21 protein-coding genes are annotated in these 26,491 nt (G+C 50.6%); 5 read left to right on the forward strand and 16 right to left on the reverse strand.

Features of this window, described 5'->3' with window-relative positions; all coding sequences use genetic code 11:
* Positions 1 to 280: 280 nt before the first annotated feature.
* From ACFSUF_RS18375 to ACFSUF_RS18405, 7 genes are all read right to left on the reverse strand, one after another.
* Positions 281 to 2,179: a glycoside hydrolase family 30 beta sandwich domain-containing protein gene (locus ACFSUF_RS18375; RefSeq protein ID WP_377605166.1), complete on the reverse strand. Its 1,899-nt coding sequence runs from the start codon at positions 2,177 to 2,179 to the stop codon at positions 281 to 283.
* A 133-nt stretch (positions 2,180 to 2,312) separates the two neighbouring features.
* On the reverse strand, positions 2,313 to 2,501 hold the full coding sequence (locus tag ACFSUF_RS18380) for a hypothetical protein (protein WP_377605168.1): 189 nt from the start codon (positions 2,499 to 2,501) through the stop codon (positions 2,313 to 2,315).
* Positions 2,502 to 3,309: 808 nt separating this feature from the next.
* Entirely contained in the window at positions 3,310 to 4,890 is a 1,581-nt protein-coding gene (locus tag ACFSUF_RS18385) for an extracellular solute-binding protein (RefSeq protein ID WP_377605170.1), read from the reverse strand.
* A 77-nt stretch (positions 4,891 to 4,967) separates the two neighbouring features.
* Positions 4,968 to 5,855 (reverse strand): carbohydrate ABC transporter permease, encoded by an 888-nt coding sequence (locus ACFSUF_RS18390; RefSeq protein WP_377605174.1) that lies wholly within the window; start codon positions 5,853 to 5,855, stop codon positions 4,968 to 4,970.
* Positions 5,856 to 5,866: 11 nt separating this feature from the next.
* The gene (locus ACFSUF_RS18395) at positions 5,867 to 6,781 is read right to left on the reverse strand and encodes an ABC transporter permease (protein WP_377605177.1); all 915 of its coding nucleotides are present in this window, start codon (positions 6,779 to 6,781) and stop codon (positions 5,867 to 5,869) included.
* Positions 6,782 to 6,996: 215 nt separating this feature from the next.
* Entirely contained in the window at positions 6,997 to 9,276 is a 2,280-nt protein-coding gene (locus tag ACFSUF_RS18400) for an AraC family transcriptional regulator (protein WP_377605179.1), read from the reverse strand.
* A 114-nt stretch (positions 9,277 to 9,390) separates the two neighbouring features.
* Positions 9,391 to 10,470 (reverse strand): NAD(P)/FAD-dependent oxidoreductase, encoded by a 1,080-nt coding sequence (locus tag ACFSUF_RS18405; protein ID WP_377605181.1) that lies wholly within the window; start codon positions 10,468 to 10,470, stop codon positions 9,391 to 9,393.
* Positions 10,471 to 11,059: 589 nt separating this feature from the next.
* Here ACFSUF_RS18405 and ACFSUF_RS18410 point away from each other — a divergent pair.
* The 4 genes from ACFSUF_RS18410 to ACFSUF_RS18425 are packed head-to-tail and all read left to right on the forward strand — an operon-like array spanning position 11,060 to position 14,849.
* Positions 11,060 to 11,902 (forward strand): ABC transporter ATP-binding protein, encoded by an 843-nt coding sequence (locus tag ACFSUF_RS18410; RefSeq protein WP_377605183.1) that lies wholly within the window; start codon positions 11,060 to 11,062, stop codon positions 11,900 to 11,902.
* Positions 11,856 to 12,830 (forward strand): iron-hydroxamate ABC transporter substrate-binding protein, encoded by a 975-nt coding sequence (locus ACFSUF_RS18415; RefSeq protein ID WP_377605185.1) that lies wholly within the window; start codon positions 11,856 to 11,858, stop codon positions 12,828 to 12,830. The genes ACFSUF_RS18410 and ACFSUF_RS18415 overlap by 47 nt, the downstream gene beginning before the upstream one ends.
* Before the next feature lie 4 nt (positions 12,831 to 12,834).
* Positions 12,835 to 13,845: a FecCD family ABC transporter permease gene (locus tag ACFSUF_RS18420; RefSeq protein ID WP_377605303.1), complete on the forward strand. Its 1,011-nt coding sequence runs from the start codon at positions 12,835 to 12,837 to the stop codon at positions 13,843 to 13,845.
* Positions 13,842 to 14,849 carry a FecCD family ABC transporter permease gene (locus tag ACFSUF_RS18425; RefSeq protein WP_377605187.1) on the forward strand — a complete coding sequence of 336 codons (1,008 nt, stop codon included), beginning with the start codon at positions 13,842 to 13,844 and terminating at the stop codon, positions 14,847 to 14,849. The genes ACFSUF_RS18420 and ACFSUF_RS18425 overlap by 4 nt, the downstream gene beginning before the upstream one ends.
* Positions 14,850 to 14,912: 63 nt before the next feature.
* Here ACFSUF_RS18425 and ACFSUF_RS18430 read toward each other — a convergent pair whose 3' ends face one another.
* Together ACFSUF_RS18430 and ACFSUF_RS18435 are read right to left on the reverse strand one after the other, a co-directional pair.
* Positions 14,913 to 15,260 (reverse strand): winged helix-turn-helix transcriptional regulator, encoded by a 348-nt coding sequence (locus tag ACFSUF_RS18430; protein WP_377605189.1) that lies wholly within the window; start codon positions 15,258 to 15,260, stop codon positions 14,913 to 14,915.
* A 261-nt stretch (positions 15,261 to 15,521) separates the two neighbouring features.
* A complete protein-coding gene (locus ACFSUF_RS18435) occupies positions 15,522 to 16,478 on the reverse strand; it encodes a D-2-hydroxyacid dehydrogenase (RefSeq protein ID WP_377605191.1) in 957 nt (318 codons plus the stop codon).
* A 297-nt stretch (positions 16,479 to 16,775) separates the two neighbouring features.
* Here ACFSUF_RS18435 and ACFSUF_RS18440 point away from each other — a divergent pair, with 297 nt between their 5' ends.
* On the forward strand, positions 16,776 to 18,296 hold the full coding sequence (locus ACFSUF_RS18440; protein WP_377605192.1) for a calcium-binding protein: 1,521 nt from the start codon (positions 16,776 to 16,778) through the stop codon (positions 18,294 to 18,296).
* Between the two features lie 557 nt (positions 18,297 to 18,853).
* On the opposite strand, the gene ACFSUF_RS18445 is transcribed toward ACFSUF_RS18440, so the two are convergent.
* The 7 genes from ACFSUF_RS18445 to ACFSUF_RS18475 all read right to left on the reverse strand — a co-directional run bounded on the left by ACFSUF_RS18445 (position 18,854) and on the right by ACFSUF_RS18475 (position 26,252).
* A complete protein-coding gene (locus tag ACFSUF_RS18445) occupies positions 18,854 to 19,816 on the reverse strand; it encodes a glycoside hydrolase family 43 protein (RefSeq protein WP_377605194.1) in 963 nt (320 codons plus the stop codon).
* A 15-nt stretch (positions 19,817 to 19,831) separates the two neighbouring features.
* Positions 19,832 to 20,695 carry a carbohydrate ABC transporter permease gene (locus ACFSUF_RS18450; RefSeq protein ID WP_377605196.1) on the reverse strand — a complete coding sequence of 288 codons (864 nt, stop codon included), beginning with the start codon at positions 20,693 to 20,695 and terminating at the stop codon, positions 19,832 to 19,834.
* An 11-nt stretch (positions 20,696 to 20,706) separates the two neighbouring features.
* Positions 20,707 to 21,630, reverse strand: coding sequence for a carbohydrate ABC transporter permease (locus tag ACFSUF_RS18455; RefSeq protein WP_377605198.1), 924 nt, complete (start codon positions 21,628 to 21,630; stop codon positions 20,707 to 20,709).
* A 70-nt stretch (positions 21,631 to 21,700) separates the two neighbouring features.
* Complete coding sequence (locus ACFSUF_RS18460; protein ID WP_377605200.1) at positions 21,701 to 23,080, reverse strand: ABC transporter substrate-binding protein; 1,380 nt, start codon at positions 23,078 to 23,080, stop codon at positions 21,701 to 21,703.
* Positions 23,081 to 23,267: 187 nt separating this feature from the next.
* Positions 23,268 to 24,197: an ArsR/SmtB family transcription factor gene (locus tag ACFSUF_RS18465; RefSeq protein WP_377605202.1), complete on the reverse strand. Its 930-nt coding sequence runs from the start codon at positions 24,195 to 24,197 to the stop codon at positions 23,268 to 23,270.
* A gap of 226 nt (positions 24,198 to 24,423) precedes the next feature.
* Positions 24,424 to 25,560 carry a DUF2264 domain-containing protein gene (locus ACFSUF_RS18470; protein ID WP_377605205.1) on the reverse strand — a complete coding sequence of 379 codons (1,137 nt, stop codon included), beginning with the start codon at positions 25,558 to 25,560 and terminating at the stop codon, positions 24,424 to 24,426.
* A gap of 176 nt (positions 25,561 to 25,736) precedes the next feature.
* Entirely contained in the window at positions 25,737 to 26,252 is a 516-nt protein-coding gene (locus ACFSUF_RS18475) for a DoxX family protein (RefSeq protein ID WP_377605207.1), read from the reverse strand.
* Positions 26,253 to 26,491: the final 239 nt, after the last annotated feature.

The following is a 26,491-nucleotide window of genomic DNA, read 5'->3' on the forward strand; positions in this document are numbered from 1 at the left end:
AGGCATCTCCTACATCAAAGTAATCCATAAATTACCCCTTATACTTTACCCCATAAAATAATGCTTTGTAACAGACCGGATAGAAAATGAGTCCATGGGTTCAGGAAGTCATTTCCAGAAGCGTAACCCGCTACTTCCAGCATAAGACGAAGGTAGTACTTCTATCATAAGGCAGAACGGTGAGAAAAGAATGTGACAAAGATTAGAAGTATTAGTAGAAAGTAATTTCATAAAAAAGAGGACTGCCCTAAGGCCGCCCTTTACTTTCCATACCCCCGTATTAATTGATCTTTACCAGTTCAAAATCGTCGAACACCGACCAGTTCCCTGCATTTGCATCGGTCCATACCCCGATGTTTACAGTACCGTTGGTTACGGTAAAGGAGGCCGTCTCGTATTTGGTCCAGCTGCTGACGGCTGTGCCGCCGATGGCTGCCGTCACCTCATTACCGCCGTATCCGTTGGCATACAGGTGCATTGCTTTCTGCCCGCCGCCGGAGCGCACCCATGCGGACAACTTATAGGTTCCGTTAGGTACAGTAAGTTGCTGGGAAGTGAGCTGCTGGTAAGCCCCGCCCTCGTAGTGAACCAGCTTATAAGTACCGTTATGCGGATCGCCCGAGTCCACTTTGTGAGCTAACGCCTGACCTGCGGGATGCCACTCGCTCCAGTTCGACAGGCTGCCTGTCTCGAAACCCGCATTTTGGATCGGGTTGCTAATGCTCATGCCGCTGCCTCCCTGCCATTGCAGAGTGACTGCAGCCTTGGCCGGCAGTGTGTACTCGATTTTTTGACCGTTCCAACGTACCTTGAACGTATTCTGGGAACTGCTGTTGTTGACAGCCAGTAAGGAGATCGTACCGTCCGGATTGCGGAAGGCCACGTTCTCGATGCCGCCGCTGAAATTATTTGTCGAGATACGCACCGCGCCCGGTTTCACGAATTTCGTCAGGTGGCCTAGCGCATAATACTCCTCATTTTTGGTGTAATTTCCTGTATTTGAGTCGATAGTCACCACACCGCGGCAGTTCGTGCACCCGCCGTTAATCGGGCCTCCGTTCTGGTCCAGCGCCAGGTTCCAGGTTTGTGTTGTTTTGGCCCAGTTCCGAGCCGTTCCAATAATAATGTTCGTCATGAACCATTGCATGTTATCGCCAAAATTGGTCGCCCAACCGCCGCCGGAGCACTCCGTAAAGTAAATATTTTCGGTCGGGTACTTGTCGTGAATGGTGGATTGCGGAGATGCGTTATCTCCTCCGTAGCAATGCCATGCGGTACCGTCAATCACATTGCGCACGTCGGCATCCGCCAGCAGCTGATCCGGGTACCAGGATTTATCCCAGTTATGGTCAAAACCGATGATTTTCGTGTTCAGCTGATTGTTGTTGAAAGCGGGCGCAAGATAGTTTTTGATAAAATTGGCTTGTTCGGACGGGCCCATACTCATCGAAGGATAGCCTGTTGTGGCATAATCCGGCTCGTTCTGAACCGTGATGGCATACACAGGAACTCCCTCGGCCTGATAGGCTTTCAAATATTTCACAAAATAGTTGGCATAGGACGTGTAAACCCCGCTGTCCCAATATTTCAGATAGGAACCGTGCAGTTGGTCGTTCACTTTCATCCACGCCGGCGCGGACCACGGGCTTCCCATCACTTTCAGGGCGCTGTTCTTGGCCATAGCTCCTTTAATCGCAGCAATGACGTCGGCGTCTTTAGCGATAGAGAAGCGCGTTAAGTTGTAATCCATCTCGCCGGCCGGTGCATCATCGTAAGTCCAGCTGCCGTCCTGGTTAAAATCGGAAGCGCCGATGGTGTGGCGGACCAAACTGATCCCAATGCCGCTGGATCCGAACAAATCGTTCAGTAAGGTGTCCCTTTGCGTGGCGTTCATTTTTTTCTGCATCAGATAGGCGGAAGAACCGGTGATGGCGGCCCCGGCCCCGTCAAACGTCTGATACGTTACACTTGGGTCCACATCGATCGTAGTTGAGTTGGTGCCGCTGTCAGCCTGAAAGTTCATGGTCGGCTTGGCAGTCAGCAAGTTACTCTTATCCGCCGTTGTCAGGTAAACGCTTACAACTTCACCCGCGGCAGACGCTTTCGGCATCAGGATCGGCTGCTGCAGCAACCCTGCACATAGGGCTACCGCCAGCCACTTGAACGCCTTTTTCTTCATTACAATTCCTCCTTCAATATTGTGGTGTCCTGCCCTTCGACCATAGCCCCTCGCCCCGCCTTTCATCAACTGTCTATTCCTGACTTTTCTCACCTTTTCAGCCCGCCGAACCGCTATACTTTTGCGATGTGACTTAAAAGGCGGGACGCTGCGCACGGCGGGCCCGGCTTGCAGCGGTACTTTTGACCGCTGCACGCAACAGCTCCGCCCTGCAGCGGTACTTTTGACCGCTGCACGCAACAGCTTCGCCCTGCAGCGGTACTTTTGTCCGCTGCGCGAGGCTGCTCCGCCCTGCAGCGGTACTTTTGACCGCTGCACGCAACAGCTCCGCCCTGCAGCGGTACTTTTGTCCGCTGCCGGCTTTTTTACGGCAGCTGCCGCCCTAGATAATGCAGTTTGGCTGCGCAAGGGCAGTACCTCCCACGTTAGTTACGGAATGTTGTATTCTATACAACATTTTGACCGGTAAAAGGGTGTATTTCGGAAGAATATTGTACTCAGTACAACATTTGGGGCCGATCATGCCGAGAGAAGGTCCAAATTGTTGCACAAAGTACAACAATCGGCTGCCCAGCGGCCTCCCATTGAGCTAAATGTTGTACAAAATACAACAATACGCTCCCGCCGGACCCTAGGGGCTTGAAATGTTGCATAAAGTACAACAATCGGGCGCCCGGCAGCCTCCCATTGCGCTAAATGTTGTACAAAATACATCAATACGCTCCCGCCGGCCCCTAAGGGCCTGAAATGTTGCACAAAGTACAACAATCGGCAGCCCAGCGGCCTCCCATTGCGCTAAATGTTGCACAAAATACATCAATACGCTCCCGTCGGCCCCTAGGGGCCTGAAATGTTGCACAAAGTACAACAATCGGGCGCCCAGCAGCCTCCCATTGCGCTAAATGTTGCACAAAATACATCAATACGCTCCCGCCGGCCCCTAAGGGCCTGAAATGTTGCACAAAGTACAACAATCAGCTGCCCGGCAGCCTAGGATTGCCCGCTGCAAGCTGCCGCTGCACCCGACTGCTCCGCCGTGCAGCGATACTTTGCCCGCAGCGCGGCACACGCAAAAACCCGCGCAAGCTGCGCTCTGCTGAGCACGCCCGCGCGGGTTTCCCGCGTTTTATCTATTGAACTCCCTTAGCCGTTAACTGTTTATCTACTTCTGTTTTTACATACTCCGTCAGTTTGTCGATGCCTGCCGCTTTCAGCTTCTCGCGGTACTCTTTCAGCTTCTGGTCCACATCTTTGACCAGGCCCAGCATCAACGGACGTCCATACTGCTCTACCAGCTGGTTCACAGCAGCCAATTCCGCGCTTACCGGCTCGAAATCAAGCGTAATGGAACTCAACGTGTTCGGTTTGCTGATTGCCTTGAACTCTTCGTTCAGCTTAGCCATGCCGTCCCAGCCGCCGTCTTCGGTCTTCATGTTCGGCTCATAGCGCCAGCCCCAGCTTGCGATATCGTAGCGCGGCACTTCGTTCAAGTCCACACCCGGAGCAGGAACTACAATGTGTTTATCGTCTTTTCCTTGTGCCCAGTGGCGTCCTTCAATTCCGTAAGTCATCAGGTTAAAGTATTTCGGGTCGTTTCTCAATTTATCCAACACCATCAAAGCGCGCTCCGGATGAGCCGCATTTTTAGGAATTGCCATACCGTTTGTGATCGACAACGTCGGTACCACATAGTTGTGGAAACGTGTGAACGGGAAGTAAGCAATTTCCATATTTAGCTTCTTCGCCTTGATCTCGTTAATAAAGCCGCCTGCTGCAGACGGATTTCTCCAATAAATCGCACCTTGGCCCGTCTTGATGAAATCGCCGGCTTCCTGTTTGGAAGAAAGAGAGTTGCTTGTCCAGTAGCCTTTTTGCTGCCATTCCTTCATCTTCTTAACCCATGCCTCATATTCCGGTGTATCTACATAGTTGATGATGTCGCGCGGATTGTCGTAAGACGTAGAAGCGATCGGGCTGTTCTCATTTATATAAGGCTGATAATCGTGATAATAGCGGAACAGTTTAAACACGTTATCAAAAGCAATCCCGTTAATCGGAGTAACGTTCTTCTTCGTTTTTACAGCGTCCAGATAAGCCTCAATGGAAGCTAGGTCCTTAATTTCAGGCGTCCCCAGCTCTTTGCGCCAGTCTTCACGGTATACCCAGCCGTCCGGTGCATATTCATTGTATGTGCTGGGAATCGCGAAGATTTTGCCGTCGATGGTTACATCAGCCCAGTGTTCCTGCGGGATCTGCTTCCACGTTTCCGGGGCGTACTTCGGCAGAAGGTCTTTCACATCCAGGAACGCGCCCTGTTTGCCCAAGCGGTAGAAATCCGCCCAAGAGGAAGCAAACATCATATCCACTTTTTCGCCGGAAGTCAGCAGCAGGTTATATTTCGTCTGCCAGTCGTTCCATGTTGTAAAATTCAGCTTAACAGTCGTGTTCAGATCCTTCTCCAGCATTTTGTTCCATTCGGCCACAATCTGCTCCTGATCTTTATGCGCATCCCCTACAAGGTACCAGACAAGCTCGACTTTCTCTGAAGTGTCCGGCTTGCTTGGGTCCTGCTGGTTCACCGCCGCCCCGTTGCCTGCATTCGCTTTGTTGCCCTGAGCTCCCTCATTGGATCCGCTGCAGCCGGCAAGCAGTGTTACCGCCAGCGTGAGCACCATGGAAAGTTTCAGCCACGTTCCCCTGTTTTTTCTCATTGTTGACTCCTCCTTTTTCATTAAAGCGCAAAACTATGTCAGCCGGCAATAGCCGGATCCAACCAATGTCCGTATCATCAGCCCTTCACGGCGCCGATGGTAAGTCCTTTTACGAAAAACCGCTGCACAAAAGGATACAGAAGCACAATCGGTCCCGTAGCAACTACGGCAACAGCCATTTTCAGCGTTTCCGTCGGCGGCGTCACATTAGCGGACACGTAGTTCGCTGCGTTCGTCTGAAGGACAGCCGCGCTGGCCAGTATCTTGTATAACAGAAACTGCAGCGGATATTTCTCCGTCGAAGTAATGAAAATGTTAGCCAGAAACCAGTCATTCCAGTAACTTAGCGCCAGGAACAGGCCGATCGTGGCAAGCCCCGGTGTAGAGAGCGGAAGAATGAGCTTCCAGTAAATGTAGAACTCGCCCGCTCCGTCGATTTTGGCAGATTCAACAATGGAGTCGGGGATGGATTTCATGAAATTTTTCATCAAAATGATGTTCCACGCACTGAGCAGCGGCGGCAGCAGCAGCGCGAGATAACTGTCCTTCAAGTGGAGCTGGTTCACCATCAGGATGTACCACGGAATCAAGCCTCCGCTGAACAGCGTCGTGAAGTAGATGAAGAAGGAAAATGAATTCCGGTACTTGAATTCCTGGCGCGATAGCACGAACCCGGCCATGGATGTCAGCAGCAGGCCCAGCACCGAACCGACGACCGTAAGTCCAATCGTTACGCCGTAAGCACGGTAAATTTGTTCAGGTGACTGAAACACGGATTTGTATGCTTCCCACGAGAAGTTGTCCGGGATAATCTGAAACCCTTTGCTCACGATGTCCATTTCATCCGAAAAGGATCCGCTGACCATCAGCCAGAACGGGGTAAGGCAGAACAGCGCCAGCAGCGCCAGCAGGACATAGCCTACGAGGTTAAAGACGATGGTTGATGGTTCGGTTTTGATTCTCATAACGTCCTCCTCTAGAACAGTGCGTAATCTTCGCGGGTTTTTTTGATGATATAATTCACGGTAAGGATCAGCACAAACCCGAAGAGGGATTGATAAAGCCCTGCGGCCGTTCCCATCCCGATGTTGAAATTCACCGCAAGGGACCGGAAGACATACGTATCGATAATATCCGTCGACTCGAACAGAATGCCGTTGTTGCCGATAATTTGATAAAACAGGTCGAATTGTCCCTTCAAAATGCCGCCCAAGCTGAACAGGATCAGCATCACGAAGGTGGGCATCAGGAGCGGCAGCGTAATGTGCCAGGTCTGCTTGAAAATATTAGCCCCGTCGATCTTCGCCGCCTCGTAATATTCCTCGCTGATGCTCATGATGGCCGCCAGATAAATAATCATGCCGTAACCGAGGCCTTTCCAAATGTTGAAACTTACAATAATATACTTCCACGGTGCCGTGCTCATATAGAAATCATAAGGAGGCAGCTCCAGTTGCTTCAGTATCGCGTTAATTACGCCGGTATCAATATTGAACAAGTTGTACACGAATGCGCCTACCAGTACCCAAGAGATAAAGTAGGGGAGAAAAATGATCGACTGCGTCGTCTTTTTGAACAGCTTCCCCGGAATCTGAGCCAGAAAAATCGCACTCAGAAGCTGCAGGATGTTGCCGAGAATAATGAACGCCAGATTGTACAGCACGGTGTTCTTCGTCAGGTTCCATAGCACGCCGGATTTATAAAGAAACTCGAAATTCTTCATTCCGACGAACTTGCTTCCGAATAAGCCCCCCTCAAAGCTGTATTGAGTAAATGCGTAGTAGATGCCGACCATGGGAAAGTAACTAAAGATGATGAAAAAGATCAGCGTCGGCAGCAGCATGAAAAATAACACTTTGTTGCGCCTAAGTTCGGATAGAAACGTATGCATGTATTGGCCTCCTTGGTACGTGTTTCACACAGCGTCTCTGCTGCAAATTCACTATAAATCCGCACAGCCTGCACCAACAACGTTTCATCCCCGATATGACTCTATTTAAGCGACATTCCAGCACTGTATTATTTCGAACTCAGTCACTTTTCCCGTCTTTTGGGCACAAAAAAAGGCTTTCGCCCTGGTTTCAAGGCAAAAGCCGCTTGTTCAGTTTACATCGTTCCCGAGGTGTCCTGCTGCTGTCTGACATGTTTCCGGTACTCCGCCGGGGTGACGCCGTTCGCCTTTTTGAAGGCTTTAAAGAAATACGGCCCATTGGCGTATCCGATCCGTTCCGCAATGTCCCCTATGGACTCATTCGTGCCATGCAGCAGTTCTCTCGCTTTGTTCATCCTAACCTCGCTGATGTAGCCAAGGATCGTTTTCATCGTGTGCTGCTTATAAATCCGGCCAATATACGTTGAGGAAAGGCCCAGTTCGTCCGCAATGACATCCAGCGACAGGTCCGGGTCCCCGAACCGCTCGTCCACGATCTGCGTAATGCTCTGGACCAGATCATCGTGCTTGGATTTGCGCTTCTCATCCAGCTTGGAGGCCAGTTCGTCAAACAGCTCGTTGAAACGCTTAAGAATTTCTTCCAACGTTTCTACTTGATCGTTCACGACGGTATGAATCGGCTGCAGGCCCAGCCCCTCCGATTGAAACGAATACTGGCCGATGGTGGAAATTGTATTATTCACTGCTAAAGACAATTGGGAGAAAGCTAGTTGGAAGGACACGAAAGAGTATTCCGCCGTCTCTTCTATAATAGCTCTGAACTGGCGCTTCACTTCCTCTATGCGGCCCAGCATGAGTTCATCGATCAGCTGCTTTTCTTTGGCCTGCGGGTACACATATTTCTTGCTCTTGTAGCCTTCCACTTTCTCCGCGTCGATGACGCACTCGTGTCCGTAGAACAGCCTGTGGTACGAGGCGGAAAGCACCTGATTATATAAGGCATGCAAATGATCCAGGCTGTCGGCCGGCCCGCTGCAAACGGCGGATACCGACATTTTGAGCCAGTCCTTAACGGCGAATTGCAGTTTCTTTACCTCTTTCAGCAGTGCGGAATCGGCATGATCCGCCATTAAAGCCGCGCCGCCCAAAATAACGGCGATCCGGTCCTCTCCCATGTCCACCGCGAAGGCATCCGTATTTACCGACAATACTTCCTGAGCAATGTTCATGATCGCAAACTTGTAAAGCTTCCGGTCGTCGTTGTTATAACGCTCGGTGAAATCATGGTAATGGTCGATTTTCAGCAGCGCCATAGCCATCGGCTGGTCTGTACGAAGAGGGACACTGTACCGTTTGAACTGCTCCTCAGCCCGCCCCGCCGGGCACTTTTCCCAGCCGAGCAGCACATTCCTCATATACTCCTGCCGCAAAATATGGATGCTGTCCCGCCGCTCCGTCTCCAGCTGACTTAACTGCGCGAGCTTCCGGTCCACTTTGCGGAACATCCGGCTTGAAATGAGATAGGAGATCAGCAGCCCGATCAGCAGGATCGTAGCCGCAATCGAGATTGTCTTCCAACGCATGCTTTCAATCCGCTCCATAACCTCGTGGTACGGCATAATCCGGATGTAACGCCATCCCAGGCTGTCCGGCTGTGTAAAGGAGATAAAGGAGTCAACGCCGTCCACCTTCTCGCGCACATAGCCTGAAGAGGAGGGCTGATGAAGGATTTTGCTGACGAAGGCCTTGTTGGAAATGTCCGACAGGATCGGGTACTTCCAGCTGTTGGACATGAGCGTACCGCTGCTGTCGATAATGAACGTATTGCTTTCCGACTGCGTCAGCAAACCGTCGATCTTCTTGTGCAGCTGGGTTTCCGAGACATTGACGATCACCGTATTCTGCCTTGGTTTATTGCTCAGCGTGTCGAAGAGGAGGAACGTGTACATGTCCCTCTTTTTCTCCAGCGGATTGGTAATGTTATTGACTTTCATTTGGCGGGGGATGGGCATCAGCGGTTTATAGAGGTCCAAATGGTGCACGATGTCGACCGCTTCCCTGTCCACCACTTCCTGTTCCGTAAACTCGCCAAGCGCCGAGGACAGGTCCGAGCTGATGTAGAACGTTCTCGTTTTGGCGTTGTATATATAGATGGAATCTATGAACGGGGATGTCGCCCGGTAGGCATTCAGCTGGCTGATGAGATTGAACAGATCGACGGGATCTGTCGCAATATTGTTCAACAGCCGGGTTACCTGCACATCGTTGTAGATTTGTTTGGCAAAAGAGGAGGCCGTAACCGCCATGACGGAAGCATCCTGCGACGTTTGCTCCAGATTGCGGATCGTATGCTCGTAGGTTTGCTTCGCCACGATACTTTCAAAGTTTAAATATAGAATCGTAGAGAGAATAATAATGGTAGCCACGATGGTAATAGTCAGCACAGTAAACAGGCTGGAGTAAAATGACTTGTCTTTCTTCGCATTCCATTTCATCGGGACGGAACTTCCTTCCTGTAAGTAGATAAACCTGCTAGAAAGATAACAGAAATACAGGAAAAAAGCATCATAACTTTTCCGATCCAATTCACTATTTCCGCACTGAACCTGTTACCTGACCCACTGTTTCACTGCTTCCTTATTCCGTTCCTTGAACACCTCGTTGTGCGAGGAAACCATCGCGTGCTGCTGCGCGTCCGGCTGAATGAAGCGCTTCGCCCGGTTTACGGCATTAGCCGCATCTTGAAACGCCCCGGAAATCAGATGAAGCTTGCCTTCATGATGCAAAATATCGCCCGCCGCATATAGCCCCTCCACGGAAGATTCGCTTTGCGATGTTCCCGCAATATAGGAGGCCTCCGCCATCTCGATATTCAGCTCGCTCTGTTCCAGAAGAGACGCATCCCGTTCATAGCCGTGGTTGATGATAACTTCATCTACGTCCAGCTCGAATACTTCCCTGTTGTCATGACGGGTACACTCTACTTTCCGGATGACGTTAGAGGTGTCGCCTTCGCCCGCAATGAGCCGGGTAATGGACGTGTGGAACAGGCATTTCGCCGAACTTTCCATCAGCTGCTTCACCTGCGCTTCATGTCCTGTGAAGGCGTCTTTCCGGTACGTAACGATTACTTGCTTGGCAAAAGGCAGCAGCTCATTCGCCCAATCGACGCAGGAATTGCCGCCGCCGGACAGCAGAACGGTCTTATCTTTGAACTGTTTCAGCGACTTCACCGTGTAATGCAGATTGGTAACCTCGAAGCGCTCCGCGCCCTCGATCGTCAGCTTCTGCGGATTCAGAATCCCGCTCCCGACAGCTACAATCACGGTTTTCGAGTAATGCAGGCGGCCCGATTCCGCATGCAGCACGAACAGCCCCTCCGTGTTCCGGGACAGCGATACTATTTTCTCCTGGAGCACAACGGTTGGCTGAAACGTCAGCCCCTGCTGCACGATCTGCTCAATCAGCCTGGCCCCGGGAATCGGAGGCTGCCCGCCTACATCCCAAATCATCTTCTCCGGGTACACATGCACTTTCCCGCCCAGCACCGGCTGAAATTCGATGAGCTTCGTCTTCATCTCCCGCAGCCCGCTGTAGAAAGCGGAGTACAGACCCGCAGGCCCCCCTCCGATAATCGTTACATCGTATACTTCTTCCGGATCGAACTTAATTACTGTATCTGTATTCATTATATGTTGGCTCATCATTTCAACGCTCCGAACTATTAATGATTATCATTCTCAATGAAAAGTATAAAGGGTGCGGTGGGAAATATCAACTCTAAAAAGAATTGAGAACCTACCCGAACCGGGAATTCCGCGAGTCCCATGTAGAAAGTTACAGCCCTGTCCCTATTCCGGTTAGTTGTATTTATTGCAACATAATCTCCTATATTTCTGCCGAATTTCTTTAATTGTTGCATTATGTACAACATATTCCCGCGATTTAGCGCACGCAAAGCCAATTTTGTGCAGAAACTACAACATTTCCCCTACAGCAGGCCCTCAGAGACAAAATATGTTGCGGATACTACAACTTTTCGCAGCCAACGCAGCAATACAGCCATTATGCAAGCCACTATGCAAGTGAGCATTGCAGCCACTATGCAACGCCAGCAATATCACCACTATCACAACTAAAAATAAGTTGACAACCCCGAGTATCGAAGTTATATTCATAAACGTGAATAATAATGAGAATCATTATCATCCATTTTTTCTCACAAGCCATTCCACTATTGAGGAAATTAGTTTACATAAACCATTTGGAGGTGAAGCTGTGTCCCGGTTGCAAACATCAGATCTCAGTATCGGATATGGGGAGCGGACCATTGTCAACAACTTGAGCGTGTCTTTTCCAGACAAACAGATTACGGCCATCATCGGCCCGAACGGCTGCGGCAAATCCACTCTGCTGAAGACGATTACCCGCATCAATCCGCATTGTACCGGTTCGGTCCTTTTGGACGGCAAAGATATTTTCAAGGAGAATACGAAGGAGCTTGCCCGCAAGATCGCCATTCTCCCGCAGACTCCCGAAAGCGCAAGCGGCTTGACTGTGGGCGAGCTGGTTTCCTACGGCAGATATCCTTACCAGCAAGGCTTCGGAAGGCTGGCCCGCAAAGACTATGAAGTGATCGACTGGGCGCTTCAGGTAACGGGAACTTCCGACTTTAAATACCGCCCGATCGACGCTCTATCCGGCGGCCAGCGGCAGCGGGTATGGATTGCGATGGCTCTGGCCCAGGAAACGGACATTATCTTCCTCGATGAACCCACTACGTATCTCGATATGGCACACCAGCTCGAAGTGCTCGAACTGCTGCAGCAGCTCAACCGGGAGCAGAGGCGGACCATTGTGATGGTGCTTCACGATTTGAATCAGGCGGCCCGTTTTGCGGATTATCTGATTGCGATGAAGGACGGACGGATCGTGCAGGCCGGTCCCTGCGAAGAGGTCATTACCCCTTCTACCCTGCGAAAAGTTTTCAACATCGATGCCGAAATCGGTACCGATCCCCGGACAAACAAACCGATGTGCATTACCTATAACTTACTTAAAGGAGACTCCTTTCGTGAAAAAGAAACATTACCTGATCGTACTTTTGCTATTACTGGTTAGCACCGCCTGTAACAACGCTCCTGCAAAGGAAGCCGGCTCGAACGCAAATCCTAAAGACGCCAATTCAGCTTCAAACAGCAGCAAAACCGAACCCGCCGCTGACACCGCCAAATCCGGAACGATTGTGTATCAATCCGAAAACGGACCGGTAGACGTACCTGCGAATCCGCAGCGCGTAGTGGTCCTGTCCTCTTTTGCGGGAAATGTGATGTCCCTGAATGTCCCTCTGGTAGGCGTGGATTCCTGGTCCAAAATGAACCCGCGCTACGACGCCGTCCTGAAGAACGTGGAAACTGTGACCGACGAGGATTTGGAGAAAATTCTGGAACTGCAGCCTGACCTGATCATCGGATTGTCCAACATCAAGAACGTAGACAAATTAAAGCAAATCGCACCGACTGTAACCTACACCTACGGAAAAGTAGATTATTTGACGCAGCACCTGGAAATCGGAAAATTGTTGAACAAAGAAGCGGAAGCCAAAGCATGGATCGATGATTTCCGCAAACGCGCGCAGGAAGCCGGAACTAAAATAAAAGCTAAAATCGGCGCAGACACTACCGTTTCCGTTGTCGAGAGCTTTGATAAGCAGCTGTATGTGTACGGAAACAACTGGGGCCGCGGTACGGAGATTTTGTATCAGGAAATGAAGCTAGCGATGCCGGCCAAAGTGAAGGAGATGGCTCTAAAGCCGGGATACTATGCGCTCTCCCTTGAAGTGCTGCCTCAATTCGCAGGAGACTATCTGATCGTCAGCAAATTCCCGGATTCCGACAACGCCTACATGGAGACTCAGACTTATAAGAACATCCCTGCGGTGAAGAACAATCGCGCCTTCGTCGCCGACGCACGCGAGTTTTACTTTAACGACCCGTTGACGCTGGATTATCAGCTGGAGTTTTTTGTAAAGCATTTCTTAGGTGAGTAAGATGATACCTGGTACGACACAGCGAACCCTTCCGTTCGTATATAAACTGGCCGCAGGGCTTGCGGGACTGGCCGCGATGTTCGCTATAGCCATGATCTTCGGTGCGGCGGATGTAACCCTGCAGGATGTATGGCTTTCCATCGTCTCCGGCACCGGGAACGAGCAGGTGCTGTTGCTGCGGGAAATCCGCCTGCCGCGGGAAGTTGCGGCGTTGACCGTGGGAGCGGCGCTCGCCGTATCCGGCGCCGTCATGCAGGGGATCACTCGCAATCCGCTTGCCGATCCCGGCCTTCTCGGGCTCACCGCCGGGGCGAATGCCGCGCTGGCACTCTCCATGGCGTTGCTGCCTTCCCTCGGCACAGTTGGCATTGTCATCGCCTGCTTCCTGGGCGCTGCCGGCGGCACGCTGCTGGTCTTCGGCATCGGCTCCCTGCGCCGGGGCGGGTTTTCCCCGCTCCGCCTGGTGCTGGCCGGGGCGGCCATATCGACATTCCTTTATGCCGTTGCTGAAGGAATCGCGTTATATTTTCATATTTCACAAGATGTGTCCTTGTGGAATGCAGGCGGGTTGATCGGAACTACTTGGAGCCAGCTCCAAATCATCGTTCCTGTAGTGGCCGCAGGCATTATCGCAGCCATCCTGCTGTCCCGCCAGCTGACCGTCCTTAGCTTGAGCGAGGAAGTTGCGGCCGGCCTCGGACAGAATATAACCCTGATCCGAACGGCACTGCTGATCGTAATCATCCTGTTAGCCGGCGCGTCGGTAGCTTTGGCCGGCAAATTCGTGTTCCTAGGCCTGATGATTCCGCACATCGTCCGGGCCATGGTCGGGACTGATTACCGGTTTATCATACCGATGTCGGCAGTGGCCGGAGCCATCTTCATGCTGCTTGCCGATCTCGTCGGCCGGACGCTGAACGCTCCCCTGGAAACACCCGTAGTCGCTGTAGTTGCGGTAATCGGGCTGCCGTTCTTCCTTTACGTTGTGTACAAAGGAGGCCGTGAATTCTCATGATTCATCCTGCCTTGCTGCGCAAACAACGTCTGATTGTCATCGGGCTGCTCGTCATTATTGCCGCCTTGGCCGCCGTCAGTGCCGGTTTGGGGCCTTCCCCGCTGTCTTTTGACCGCCTGATCCCCACCCTGATGGGACAGGGAACGTTTAAAGAGGATTTTGTACTCTTCTCTATCCGGCTGCCGAGGATCGTCATTACTGTGCTTGCAGGGATGGCTTTAGCTCTGTCGGGCGCCATTTTACAAGGGATCACCAGAAATGATTTAGCCGATCCGGGCATCATCGGCATCAACTCGGGGGCCGGGGTTGCCATTGCGGTATTCTTTTTGTTCGCTCCGATCGATGCCGGGCACTTTGCTTACTTGCTGCCTGTGGCTGCATTTGCCGGGGCGCTGCTGGCCGCATCCCTGATTTATGTGTTGTCGCTCCGCAAGCATACCGGCTTACAGCCCGTACGCATGGTCTTAACCGGCGTCGGCCTGTCCATGGCTTTGTCCGGGGTCATGATTGTGCTGATGTCTTCAGCCGAGCGGCAGAAAGTCGATTTTATCGCGCAATGGCTTGCAGGCGATATTTGGGGGGACGACTGGCCCTTCATCCTTGCCATGCTGCCTTGGCTCCTTGTATGTATCCCGGTGACGCTGGCCATGGCTCAGCGCCTGAACCTGCTCGGACTGAGCGACCCTGCTTCCATTGGGGTAGGCGTCCGGCTCGGCCGTGAAAGAACGGTCCTGCTCTTCCTGGCCGTTGCCCTTGCGGCATCCGCCGTTTCCGTCACCGGCGGCATCTCCTTTGTTGGGCTGATGGCTCCGCACATCGCCAAAGGGCTGGTCGGCCCCCGCCATCAGCTTTCCTTGCCTGTCGGCATTCTGCTCGGCGGCTTCCTGCTGCTTCTCGCAGACGTAATTGGACGCAATGCCTTCCAGCCCGAAGGGATGGCCGCAGGGGTTGTGGTCGCGCTGATCGGTGCGCCTTATTTTATTTATTTACTGTTGAAGAAATGAAGAATGATTTATAGGCGGTCCTCCTGCATTAGTACAGGAGAGACCGCCTTTTTGAGTCAAGTATTAATTTGCATTTAAAATTTGATATTCATTTTTATTGAAGGTGCTCTCCGCATAGTCCTCTCCCCATTTACAAAGCGATTCTAAAACGGGTTTCAACGTTTCCCCAAGCTCTGTTACCGAATATTCAACTTTCGGCGGGACTTGATTGTACGTTTTACGATGAATAAGACCATTCGCCTCTAATTCTTTTAATGTTTGTATGAGCATCTTCTGGGTTATGTTATCGGCAAGGCGCTTTAATTCGCCCGTACGTTTCGGTCCTGTTAACAAATAGTATAAAATTAACGCTTTCCACTTCCCCCCTACAACCTCCAGGGTAATATCAAGTCCACAGTTATAAGTTTTCATCTTAAGCAGCTCCTTTGCGTCATTATCACTTCATAATTAAAAAGCCGGACTTCCCCAAAGAAGTGACAGCCGTATTCTATACAATCCCCTCCATAAACCGTGTTAATGCGTTAAATAAGCTCCCGATGGCAATGGCCTCAGCGCCATTGATCACTGCTCTGGCCGCAGCTGTCCTATTTACTTGCAGTTTGTAGAAAGATAATAGACAGGCGGTCTTTCTGCACACAGCAGAATGGACCGCCTGTCTCCATTTTTCTGACACTAATTCACTACATTTACCGGAGCCCCGTTCAAAAAAGCACTCACATTCGCCGTTGCAATATCCATCAGCCTTGATCTCGCCTCCTTAGTTGCCCAGGCGATATGAGGCGTGACGATGCAGTTCCTCGCCGAAAGAAGAGGGTTATCTATAGGAGGCGGCTCTACTGCCAGCACATCCAGCCCGGCACCTGCGATGATTCCCCGGTTCAATGCATCTGCCAGGTCCTCGTCCACGATTAGCGGTCCCCGGGATGTGTTAATCAGGATTGCCGACGGTTTCATCAGCGCTAACGTCTCCCGGTTCAGCATCCCCTGCGTTTCCGGCATAAGCGGACAGTGCAGGCTGACGACATCCGATTCGCTCAGCAGTGTCTTTATATCCACCCTCCGAACTCCGTTTTGTTCGGCCCCGCGGCCGGGACGAAAACTGCCCGCCAGTACGTTCATCCCGAAAGCTTCCGCAATGACCCCCACCTGCTGCCCGATGCGTCCGTAACCGATAATCCCCATTGTTTTGCCTGCCAATTCCGTCAGCGGTTGATTCCAGAAACAAAAATCCCGGCTTCGGCTCCAAGCCCCGCCGCGCACTGCATCTGCATGCTCCCGTACATGATTCGTCAGCTCCAGAAGGAGGGCGAACACCATCTGAGCAACGGAATGAGTGCCGTAATCCGGAATGTTCGTGACCGGAATGCCTTTCTGCCGTGCATAATCAACATCGACGACGTTATATCCCGTAGCCAGCAAACCTATGTATTTCATGTCCGGCAGGGCGTCTATAGTCTCCCGTGTAATCGGCGTCTTATTAGTGATTACGATCTCGTACCCGGCAGCCCGCTCCACAATCTGTTCCGGCGCCGTATGTTCGTATACGTCCAGTTTCCCGAGCGCCTCCATTCCAGCCCAGCTCAAATCTCCCGGATTCAGAGTATAGCCGTCTAATACAATAATTTTCATCGGTTCCCTCCTTAGGTTTTGATTTCAATTTCCATTATAGCGTAATTCTGGCGTGAGTTAGTGAAATTCATTTTGTGTAACATTTATGTGATTTTAGATAACATGGCTAATTATTGGTTACTAACAATTGAACCCATTTGTTTTTTTAAACCATCTAAGTTGACAACATTTAGGCTCAAAGGAAGCTGCCCCTCTATAAAATAGCCTCAGAAGAACATGTTATATTCCCTTACAATTGGCACAAAGTTTGCTTATTACATCTCTGTACCTATCCCATACCAAAGTAGAGGTGTTTTGATGATGAGAAAGGTTTACCGCAAGCTCCTGCCGATGGCAATGGCCTCGGCGCTTTTGATCACCGCCCTGCCCGCAGCCGTGTCCGCCGCACCGTCCGAAGTAACGACCACCGGTACCAATTACACGTATTACCGCTATAGCAACAATAATGCTCCGGATGTCACCAAAACCACAACGTTTGGCGAAGTGTTCATGGGCGGCGGCACCGATGTGGATGCGGCGTTCAACTGGATGATTAACAAAGCGAACGGCGGGGATTTCCTCATTATCCGGGCAACGGGAACAAGCGCTTATGACTCCTACGTCTACGATCTGGCAACGGCACAGGGTAAACCTTTAAATTCCGTCAGCACCCTTCTCTTGGCTGGGGGGAACGCCACAAAACTGCAGGCGGCGGCAACGGATGCTTTTGTCATCGATAAAATTAATAAAGCTGAAGGCATCTTCTTTGCAGGCGGCAACCAGGCCGATTATACCAGGTTTCTTTCAGTGACCGGTACGGGAACGGCAAGAGCGGCGTTGAACAGCCGGATCTCGGCTGGTATACCCTTTGGCGGCACGAGCGCAGGGGAAATGATTCAGGGACAATTTGTCTATGACGCCATTTCGGCCGGTTCCTCCTCCCTGGATTCCTCTACAGCACTGGCCAATCCTTATAACAGCCTGATGTCCTTCTCCCAAAATCTAGTCACGACCCCGGTAAACAGCGGTTTTATTGCAGACTCTCACTTTGAGCAGCGGGACCGGATGGGCCGCCTCTTAACATTTATGGCTCGCAACATCAAAGACGGTTGGACTACAACAGCCAAAGGCATAGCTGTTAATGAACAGTCCGCCCTCGTTGTGGAAAGCAACGGGAACGCAACGCTTTTGACCCAGCCGGGCGCTTCGAACACAGGAGCCTATATTGCCAAAAGCACAACAGCTCCAACGACAGTAGTCAGCGGATCGCCGCTTACGTTCACGAATGTGTCTGTAACCAAGCTGTTCAGCGGCAGCACATTCAACTTAGGTACGTGGACCGGCACTAACGTGTTGAATTATACGCTCAACGTGAACAGCGGTACCATCACTTCCTCCACAGGCAACATTTACGGAGGCACTTCCCCTTCCGGAGGCGGCGGTGGTACCGTTCCAACACCTACCATCTCGGGTACGAGCGGTGCAGACACACTGTATGATACCGGCGGAGCTGACGTGATCGACGGTCTTGGCGGAAATGACAACATCTACGGTACTGCCGGCAATGATACGTATTTGTTCCAAGGCAGCTTCGGCTACGATTATGTGGAAGACTACGATACTTCTTCCACCGATTCTGATACGATCTTCTTCACCGGCTTGAACTCTACCGCAGCAACCTTCACCCGCTCAGGAGATGACCTGATTATCAGCTTCTCCGGCACAACAGACAAAGTAAAAGTGCTGGATTACTATTACAGCGCGAACTATGAAGTGGAAAAAGTAAAATTCGCCGACGGTATAATACGGGATTACAGCTGGATTTCAGCGAACGATTAAGCATACCCACGATTTAAAAAAGGGCTGTCCTTAAAGGTAACTTCACCTTTAAAGGCAGCCCTGTCGTATGTCAACCGGTGAGAATATCGACGTTACAATTCATCCTGCTTAGAGGATAATTGGCACATAGCCCTCTTTCATGTACCTGGAAAATTTAGAATGTCCTCCAGCCTCATTGCTCTCTGCAAATCCTACACCGGCTTGTTTCATATCTTCGCCTGTCTCGAAGTAATTCGCATAGGCTTCGCAGCCCCCTATAATAATTCCTTGTTTCTGAACTTGCTTATAAAGAGGGTTGAAAGGGCTCTCTAATTTTGAAAATTCGTTCGGCCAATTTGTCAGCCATGGTTGAGTCCCCCTCGAATTTTTGGTTTTGAGATCGACATTTTTCTATTCGCAAAAGGACGTCTTGTTAACCAATATTGTCGCGTGAGGTCAAGGCTTCTTCCATTTTTATTTTACATAAAATGTAGCATCCTGATTATCCAACGCGGTAGAAATGGAACTAATGTACAGCAGCCCATTCTATCAAACCATCTTAACCTAACCTTGTACTCTCACTCTTCTCCGGAAGGGACCGGATACTCTACCCCGGACGCAACCGGGATGCCGAAATCAGGAAGCCCCTCTCCAGTCCAATAGAACTTCTGCATGCACGGCTGCCTGCGCTCCATCCCTCCTTCGGATAAAGGGATCGCGTGGTATACGATCCAATCCTCGGTGCCGTCTGGCGAAGTGGTGAAACTGTTATGGCCGGGGGCGTATACGCCGTTTTCCACCGACTTTTTAAATACCGGATGCTTGCTTTTGACCCAAGATGAAGGGTTTAGCAGGTCACTGTTCTCCTCCGCAGCCAGCATACCAAGGGAATAGTCGTCCGACCAGGTCGTGCTGGCGGAATAGATCAGAAAGAGCTTGCCATACCGGTGCAGAAAACATGGCCCTTCATTAATCGCCATCCCCCCCTGTTTCTCCCAGTCATAATCAGGCTTGGTCAGCAGTACTTCCTTCCCCGTTAACGTCCAGGGATTCGTCATCAGCGCGGCATAAATAGCCGATCCATACTCAGGGAAGTGACCATAACCGGCATACATGAAATAGAGCTTCCCGCCATGCTGCAGAATCGTTCCATCCAATCCAGGGACCGCTGTATTCACGGCACCTTTGTTCACCCACTTCCCTTGCATAGGGTCCGGGCTTTGATTTTCAAGTACGTAAATACGCCGGGATTTATCTCCGCTGCCGTCGCTTGCCGTGAAATACACATACCAGGTATCCTCAACATAATGAATCTCAGGCGCCCAAAGATCTCGACTTCCGGGTCCTTCTTCTTCAGGCAGCCAAATCGTCTGTTTTACAGCTTCGTCCAAATGGCTCATCACTTTGGATTGATATAACTCTAACCGGTCCCCGCAAGTCACCATGAAGTAATAGGTACCGTCCTCGTGACGATACATCCAAGGGTCAGCCCCGCTAGGCATGATGGGATTGCAATATGTTTTATCAGTTAAAGATCTCAAAATGTTTCCTCCTAACTATCCCTTCATCCCCGTCATGGCGATACCCTCCACAAAATACCTTTGCGCAAAAAAGAACAAAATCACGGTTGGAATCAGCGCCAGCACCGAGCCCGCCATAATATATGTCCACTGTGCACTGTAGAATCCTTGGAACGATGCCAAAACAAGCTGAAGAGTGAACTTTTCAGGGCTGTTAATATAAATTAAAGGATTAAGAAAATCGTTATAGCCGCCCAGGAACCCGAAAATCCCTTGAGCAATCCACGCGGGTTTAGACAGCGGAATCATAATCTTCATAAAGATCTGAAACGGATTCATCCCGTCCATTTTGGCCGCATCTTCCAGCTCGGAAGGGATCGTCATAAAGAATTGTCTCAGGAAAAATACAGCCGCAGCCGATCCGAACATGCCCGGTATCATTAATGGCAGCCAGCTGTCTAACCACCCGACTTGCTTAAACAAAATGAAGGTCGGAATCATCGTAACGACCCCCGGTATCATCATGGTAGCCAAAAGAAGCAGAAACAGCGGACCCCTCGCGGGGAACTGAAGCCTCGCGAATGCATAGGCTGCCAGCGAGCTTGTAAATAAGCCCATGACGGTCGTAGGTATAACGATTGCCATCGTATTTAAGAAGCCATGAAATAAATCGGCCTCTCCCAGGACCGTGCTGTAATTGCTCCATGCAAAATGTTCCGGAATCCACTTTGGCGGCATATCAAATACTGCCCCCTCTTCTTTTAAGGATGTGGAGAACATCCAGAAGAAAGGAACGGCCATAATCAGGGAGCCTGCCATAAGAAAGCAATAAGCCATAAGTTTGCGCAGCCGCTCCCCGGCAGCTTTGCGATGAATGCTATTTTGGACTACTGTTTCCATACAATTTCCCCCTAATCATAGTGCACCCAACGTCTCGATAACCAAAAGTTCAGAAGCGTGATCAGCATGAGCAAGATCCCGATAATCCACGCCATAGCTGATGCGTAGCCCATTTCCATATAACGGAATGCATTCTGGAACAAGTAGTATACAATCGTTGTCGTTGAGTAGTTAGGACCGCCCTCGGTCATAATTTGAAAACGGGGGAAATCCTGCATCGTTGCGATAATGGAGGTGATCAGGATAAACAATGTCGTAGGCGAGATGCCCGGTATGGTAATGCGCAAAAACCGCTGCCAGCCGTTTGCCCCGTCGATTTCCGCCGCCTCATATAAACTTTGGGGGACCCCTTGCAGCGCAGCCAGGTATAATACCATGTTAAAGCCTAGACCCGCCCACACGCCTTGGATGATCATGGCAGGCATCGCCCACTGCTCGCTGCTCAGCCAAGCTGGTCCTATGATGCCGAGCAGGCCCAAGAAATAGTTCAGCAATCCGTAATCCGAATTGAAAATCCACTTCCAAAGCAAGGTGAGTGCAACTACGGAACTGATCGTGGGGAGAAAGAACATCACCCGGAAAAACAGGATACCCCGGATCCGCTGATTCAGAGCAATGGCAATCGCCAAGGCTGCAGCCATACCTATCGGTACAGAGAGGGCTGAATAGAACGTGTTAAACAGCGTTTTCCAGAACAGGGGATCATCCGTCAGGAGACGTTCGTAGTTTGCTGTACCGGTTACTACCGGTGCCTGGTAGCCGCTATACTTGGTAAAACTTACGTATACGGAGTAACTGATCGGTATAAAGGCAAACAAGAGAAACCCGATAATCGGGGAAGCAATAAAAGCATAAGCCCATAGATATTCCTTATACTTTCTCTTGTTCCTATGGATGGCGCTGGAGTTGCCTAATTCACTCTGTATTTTACTCATAACGTCCCCCCTGGTCTGGCTGCAGGAAGAAGAGTCGGATGCTTCCGCCCCTTCTTTCTGCACGTCAGCATTACTTAAACAGAACCGGATTTCCATCCTTAATGGTCTTGTCAACCTTTGGTTTGAGCTCATTCATCAAATCAACGGCTGTTTTCTTTCCTTCCCACATCTGGCCTAAATTCTGGCCCAGCAGATCCCACCACTTGTTATTGGGCAGTTGTGTCCAAGGACCTGGAACCTGATTCTCAGCTGCTTTGATGAACACCCCGGCATGCTCCGGTTTTTGGCCAGGCTGAAGGAATACATCTGTATTAGCCATTGATTTAAAGCTTGGGATCGCGAAACCCATCATGGACTGTTCTTTTTGTCCTTCCGGTCCGCCAAGGTACTCCACTAGCTTGAACGCAGCGTCTGCGTGTTTCGTTTTCTTATAAACGCCGAGTCCAACCGAACCGCTCCAACCGGACCATTTGCCGTTAGCAGGCAGAGGAGCCACATCCCAATCGAAATTCAGCTTGCGGTAGGTCGGTACCATCCACCGGCCCTGAATCATCATGGCCAGCTTGCCCGTTTCAAACATCTGTCCGTCATTCATGGATTTCAGTGCCCTTCCATCCGGAACCACCTTATGCTTGAGGGAGAGATCTGCTGCAAATTGCAGGGCGTCTGTCGCTTCCTTGCTGTTCATGACAAACTCTTTTTTGTCCGCGCTCAGCACCTGGCCTCCGTTTCCGAATACAAATCCTTCCCACCAAATCGGCCCCATGCCATACTGCTCGACTTTGTCGCCTTTAGTAACTGTAAGTTTCTTGGCTGTATCCAAAAGCTGTTCGAACGTCATCGGCGCATCCGCGCTTGGGAAAGGAACATTCATTTTTTTAAACAAATCTTTGTTGTAGTACAATACGGTCGGACCGATATCTTTCGGGAGCGCATATAGACTGCCGTCCCCTACAACAGCACCGTTATATCGATACCGGACCAGAGCGGAATCCCACATGTCGGACGTATCGACACTGCTTTTCGACATGTAGTCATCGAGAGGCAGCAATAAATCCTGGCTTACCCAACGTCCGAAATCACCGTCAGGAACATAGAACACATCCGGAGCTTCACCGCCTGCCAGGATCGTGTTCATTTTGCCAACATAATCAGCCGGCACATGCACATACTCCACTTTGATGTCGGGGTTCTTCTCTTCAAAAGCTTTGAGAAGCTTCGTAAAAACTTCCTTCTCGCTGGGATCCCCCCACCCGGAGAATTTGATTTTCACAGGTTCATTGCTTTTTTCATTTGTTTTCACTTCCGTGCTAGTGGTGGTATCTGTGTTTCCACTTTTGTTATCCGCACTTGTACTGTTGCTGTTGTTCCCGCTGCTGCATCCGATCACACTGCTAAAAAGCATGAAGACAGAAACGATAATCCATAACCCTTTTTTCATCCGTTTCATTGAATGTGGCCTCCCCGTTTCGAATAGACTATAACTTTTGTTTTAAAACAATATTATTGTTACATTCCAAATTATATGGGGTTATTGCATACATGTCAACGCTTTCAAACATAATTTTTGTTATTAAAAAGAAAAAAATGGAGAGATTCCCCCTCCGCTTCAGAACGAATTTGGATACTGCATCATCTTACACCGGCTCGTAATTCAATTTCATAAGAATGCCTTGGTCATGATCCCCGAATCCCCGCCCGAACAGATTCACCCCGCCCTTATGGACCGCATCCTGCTTCAGGCCCAATTTAAAAGAAATATAAGGCTTAGATTCAATAGCCAGGTCTTCGATCGTGACTGCGGACAGCTTGAGGTTGTCTACTGTGCTTTTGTGCTCATCGACTCTGAACGATTTCAGCAAGCCGTACTGGGTACTGCTGTCAAACCACCATGGGGGATTATACCTGCCCCTGTGGTCGCCGAAATCTCCTGGAGAAGTCCATGTTCCGATCTCTTTGTCGTTGATCCAAACGGTGATATCCGAAGGCCAGTCATTATTAAAGTTCGGGGCCTCAGAACATAATTCCAAGGAAAATTCAATGGATCTGAGCTTAACATGTTTCGGGATGGACATTGGAAACCGGTATTCCGCCCATCCCTGCCGGAACCACATGATGCTCGCAGACCTGCACTCCGGATAGTAGAAACTTGCAGGATCGTCTTCAGGCACGATCATCCCGTCCTTATTAGCCAATCCGCATGTCGGCTGTACCTCAATATTGATATAGTGGCCGATCGGCATCTCTACTTCGTAGGACTCCAGGTTATTCACATAACCCGCAATCGGATTTAAGATCAGCCTGACGTCGTCAAAATTACGTTGGCACACCTTCATAGCTCCCCGGCTGGCCGGAAGAATTTCCGTAACGATCAGTCCCGCTTCCTCCAACACCTTTACATTAACCCCCGCTGTTGATACCGGGATGTTCAGCTTCTCGCCAATCTCATTTATATTAATTTTATTGTGGGTAAGAAGCAGCTTAATAATATTAAGCCTGGTATGGGAGGAAAGGGCATGTGCCACCCGGACGATCTTGTCAGGCTCATTAATCGACAGCTCCAGCATAAGATCCCCGCTTTCATCTAAAATGTTTGTTATAAACAGAGTAGCCTAATAAGGCGTGTTTTGTACATATTTTTTATTACAAATCAATCCGTCGGAGGAGATAATATGCTAAGCACACAACAAGTAAGAGAGGTTCAACAGGTGCAGAACGGCCCAGATAATAAATAGGGGTCCATTATGGCAACAGCAGACCATTATGGACCCCTTACATGTACTCGTACGGCGGTTAACTATATAACGCTTGGTCGATGGGGACCTTACCGCCGGACCACACCCGCTTGTTGGTCCAGTCTTCATCCGGACTGCTCCAGAACGGATCGTCCGCCGGCAGGCCTAGCGGCAAGAATACCGTCGTGCATAGATATAAACTGCCGGTTGTAATATACCCTTCACCAAGCTCCGGCTGTTCTCCGTAAAGGCCAATGTTCAAAAATCCTTTCGAGTCGAACATATCCGGTGCCTTCATTATGCGTTGGATGACCGCGGACAACGCGCACCGTACACTTGCCGGAGAAACCTCCGCCGGCAACTGGCGGTGAAGCGCCATCTGTGCAAGGTGCTGAAACGCACCGAAGCGGTAGGCCAGCGAGCGGCCGACGGCGGGGAAGGTGCCTTCCGGCGAGATCAGCCGTTCCTGGACTGCCGCATAGCGCACAGCCCTTGTCTGTATAGGCTCTCTCATCGCCTTCCATGCGGGATCATGGTCACCTAACGTATGGACGATGTCCAGCAGCATCGGTTGAATGACAAAACTGTTATAATAGTCCCAATGGAATTCGGCCCCGTCTCCATACGTGCCGTCCCCCTTATACCACTGATCATGCTGGCGGAATGCATAATCTACCCGCATGGAATCATAGCTTTCACCAAGTATGTATAGCGCCGTCTCAACCATGGCCGAGAACAAAAGCCAGTTATTAAAAGCAGGCTTTATGGCGCGCGATGCTTTCAATGCCTCTATTACATTATGCTTCACGCGCGGCTCCAGCTTCCCGCTCAATTCACGGGGTGCCCTCACCAAGGCATGAGCAAGAAACGCAGCGTCCACCAGGGGCTGTCCCCCTTCATGAAAGACCATATAATCGGGCGAGGAAGGATCGGTCCCGGCATCGATCGCTTTAAGGGCCATTGCCGCATATCGAGCCCGTCTCTCCCCCTCCGCTCCCGACGTTTCCCCGCCTTCCAGCCAAGGCGCCAATCCGGCCAGCGTTCGGCCAAGAGCTTCTAGATAGGCAAACGGCGAACGTTCCTGCCATTTCCCCTTATGGGGTAACCGCTGCTTAAGCTCGCGTGCTGCAAGCGCCTCCAGCACCGGCTCCGCAATACGGCACATGCTGTCCACCCAATACTGTCTAGTTATCATAAAACTGCTTCTCCTCCCAAGTTTTACATTTTATAATCCTTACTTTAGAGGAGAAGCAGCTTTTCTACAATGGGCTATTTCTGTTGCGCCTAAAGTCACACTACGCGCGATATCGCTGTGGCCCGGATATCTTCAGCGCAATCCACTATTGTAGATTGCGCCTTATCATAGCTATTCTAGATTTCTCGTACAGCAGATTTACTTAAGGAACCTGAATTTCGAAATCTCCGCTCCAGCCAAGGTGCAATCCACCGGTCAGCCCCAATGCGGCCTGCGTTCACTCCCGCCGTAAGCAGGATCATGCCAATAAGAAGCATCTGCGGATTCGTGCCTGCCGACCCGGAAAACATGTAGGAAAAGTTCATTACCATCCCCATCAGTACTGCCGGCGAGGTCAAGGTTCCCGTCAGCAGCCCTATCCCTACTAACAGCTCTCCCCATGGTACAAGCACATTGAACAAGGCTACGTTCGGCAGCGCTACACCCGTAAGAAACTCGGCCCACCAGGACTCCACCGCAGGATGTTCTCCCGTCGACTTTCCAACGGCCCCTTGCAGGTATCCGCTCGCGTTAAACCCTCCTGCCGATACCTTTTCCCAACCTGCCTTGAGCCAGGTCCAACCCAAATAAATCCGCAGTAACAGCAGCATGAAAGAAACGAATCGATTCTCCCTCAACCAAGAAATGGTCACCAGCTCAACCTCCTACAGAATGAAATCTAACATAATTATCCAGTCAAAGAGCTTGGCCCTACAATAAGAACATAGTCTTAGATAAGGCTTACAATTCATAGGTCCGAGGGAGTGTTTTCATAGGTTTGCACAAGGGAAAAAGTACTGCCCCCATACAACTTGTTTTAAACTTAAGCTTATTCTAAATTTAGCTGCCAGGACACGCCGTACCGGTAGACCAGCACGTTCGTTCGAAGCAC

The organism is Paenibacillus gansuensis, from assembly GCF_042684925.1.
Classification (GTDB): Bacteria; Bacillota; Bacilli; order Paenibacillales; family DY6; genus Paenibacillus_N; species Paenibacillus_N gansuensis.

What these genes read in the sequence shown, in the direction of transcription:
- ACFSUF_RS18400 (WP_377605179.1), bottom strand. Translation starts at nt 9,276, where the DNA reads ATGAAATGGAATGCGAAGAAAGACAAGTCATTTTACTCCAGCCTGTTT.
- ACFSUF_RS18390 (WP_377605174.1), bottom strand. Translation starts at nt 5,855, where the DNA reads ATGAGAATCAAAACCGAACCATCAACCATCGTCTTTAACCTCGTAGGC.
- ACFSUF_RS18395 (WP_377605177.1), bottom strand. Translation starts at nt 6,781, where the DNA reads ATGCATACGTTTCTATCCGAACTTAGGCGCAACAAAGTGTTATTTTTC.
- ACFSUF_RS18460 (WP_377605200.1), bottom strand. Translation starts at nt 23,080, where the DNA reads ATGAAACGGATGAAAAAAGGGTTATGGATTATCGTTTCTGTCTTCATG.
- ACFSUF_RS18435 (WP_377605191.1), bottom strand. Translation starts at nt 16,478, where the DNA reads ATGAAAATTATTGTATTAGACGGCTATACTCTGAATCCGGGAGATTTG.
- ACFSUF_RS18470 (WP_377605205.1), bottom strand. Translation starts at nt 25,560, where the DNA reads ATGATAACTAGACAGTATTGGGTGGACAGCATGTGCCGTATTGCGGAG.
- ACFSUF_RS18440 (WP_377605192.1), top strand. Translation starts at nt 16,776, where the DNA reads ATGATGAGAAAGGTTTACCGCAAGCTCCTGCCGATGGCAATGGCCTCG.
- ACFSUF_RS18385 (WP_377605170.1), bottom strand. Translation starts at nt 4,890, where the DNA reads ATGAGAAAAAACAGGGGAACGTGGCTGAAACTTTCCATGGTGCTCACG.
- ACFSUF_RS18425 (WP_377605187.1), top strand. Translation starts at nt 13,842, where the DNA reads ATGATTCATCCTGCCTTGCTGCGCAAACAACGTCTGATTGTCATCGGG.
- ACFSUF_RS18375 (WP_377605166.1), bottom strand. Translation starts at nt 2,179, where the DNA reads ATGAAGAAAAAGGCGTTCAAGTGGCTGGCGGTAGCCCTATGTGCAGGG.
- ACFSUF_RS18405 (WP_377605181.1), bottom strand. Translation starts at nt 10,470, where the DNA reads ATGAATACAGATACAGTAATTAAGTTCGATCCGGAAGAAGTATACGAT.
- ACFSUF_RS18430 (WP_377605189.1), bottom strand. Translation starts at nt 15,260, where the DNA reads ATGAAAACTTATAACTGTGGACTTGATATTACCCTGGAGGTTGTAGGG.
- ACFSUF_RS18455 (WP_377605198.1), bottom strand. Translation starts at nt 21,630, where the DNA reads ATGAGTAAAATACAGAGTGAATTAGGCAACTCCAGCGCCATCCATAGG.
- ACFSUF_RS18465 (WP_377605202.1), bottom strand. Translation starts at nt 24,197, where the DNA reads ATGCTGGAGCTGTCGATTAATGAGCCTGACAAGATCGTCCGGGTGGCA.
- ACFSUF_RS18450 (WP_377605196.1), bottom strand. Translation starts at nt 20,695, where the DNA reads ATGGAAACAGTAGTCCAAAATAGCATTCATCGCAAAGCTGCCGGGGAG.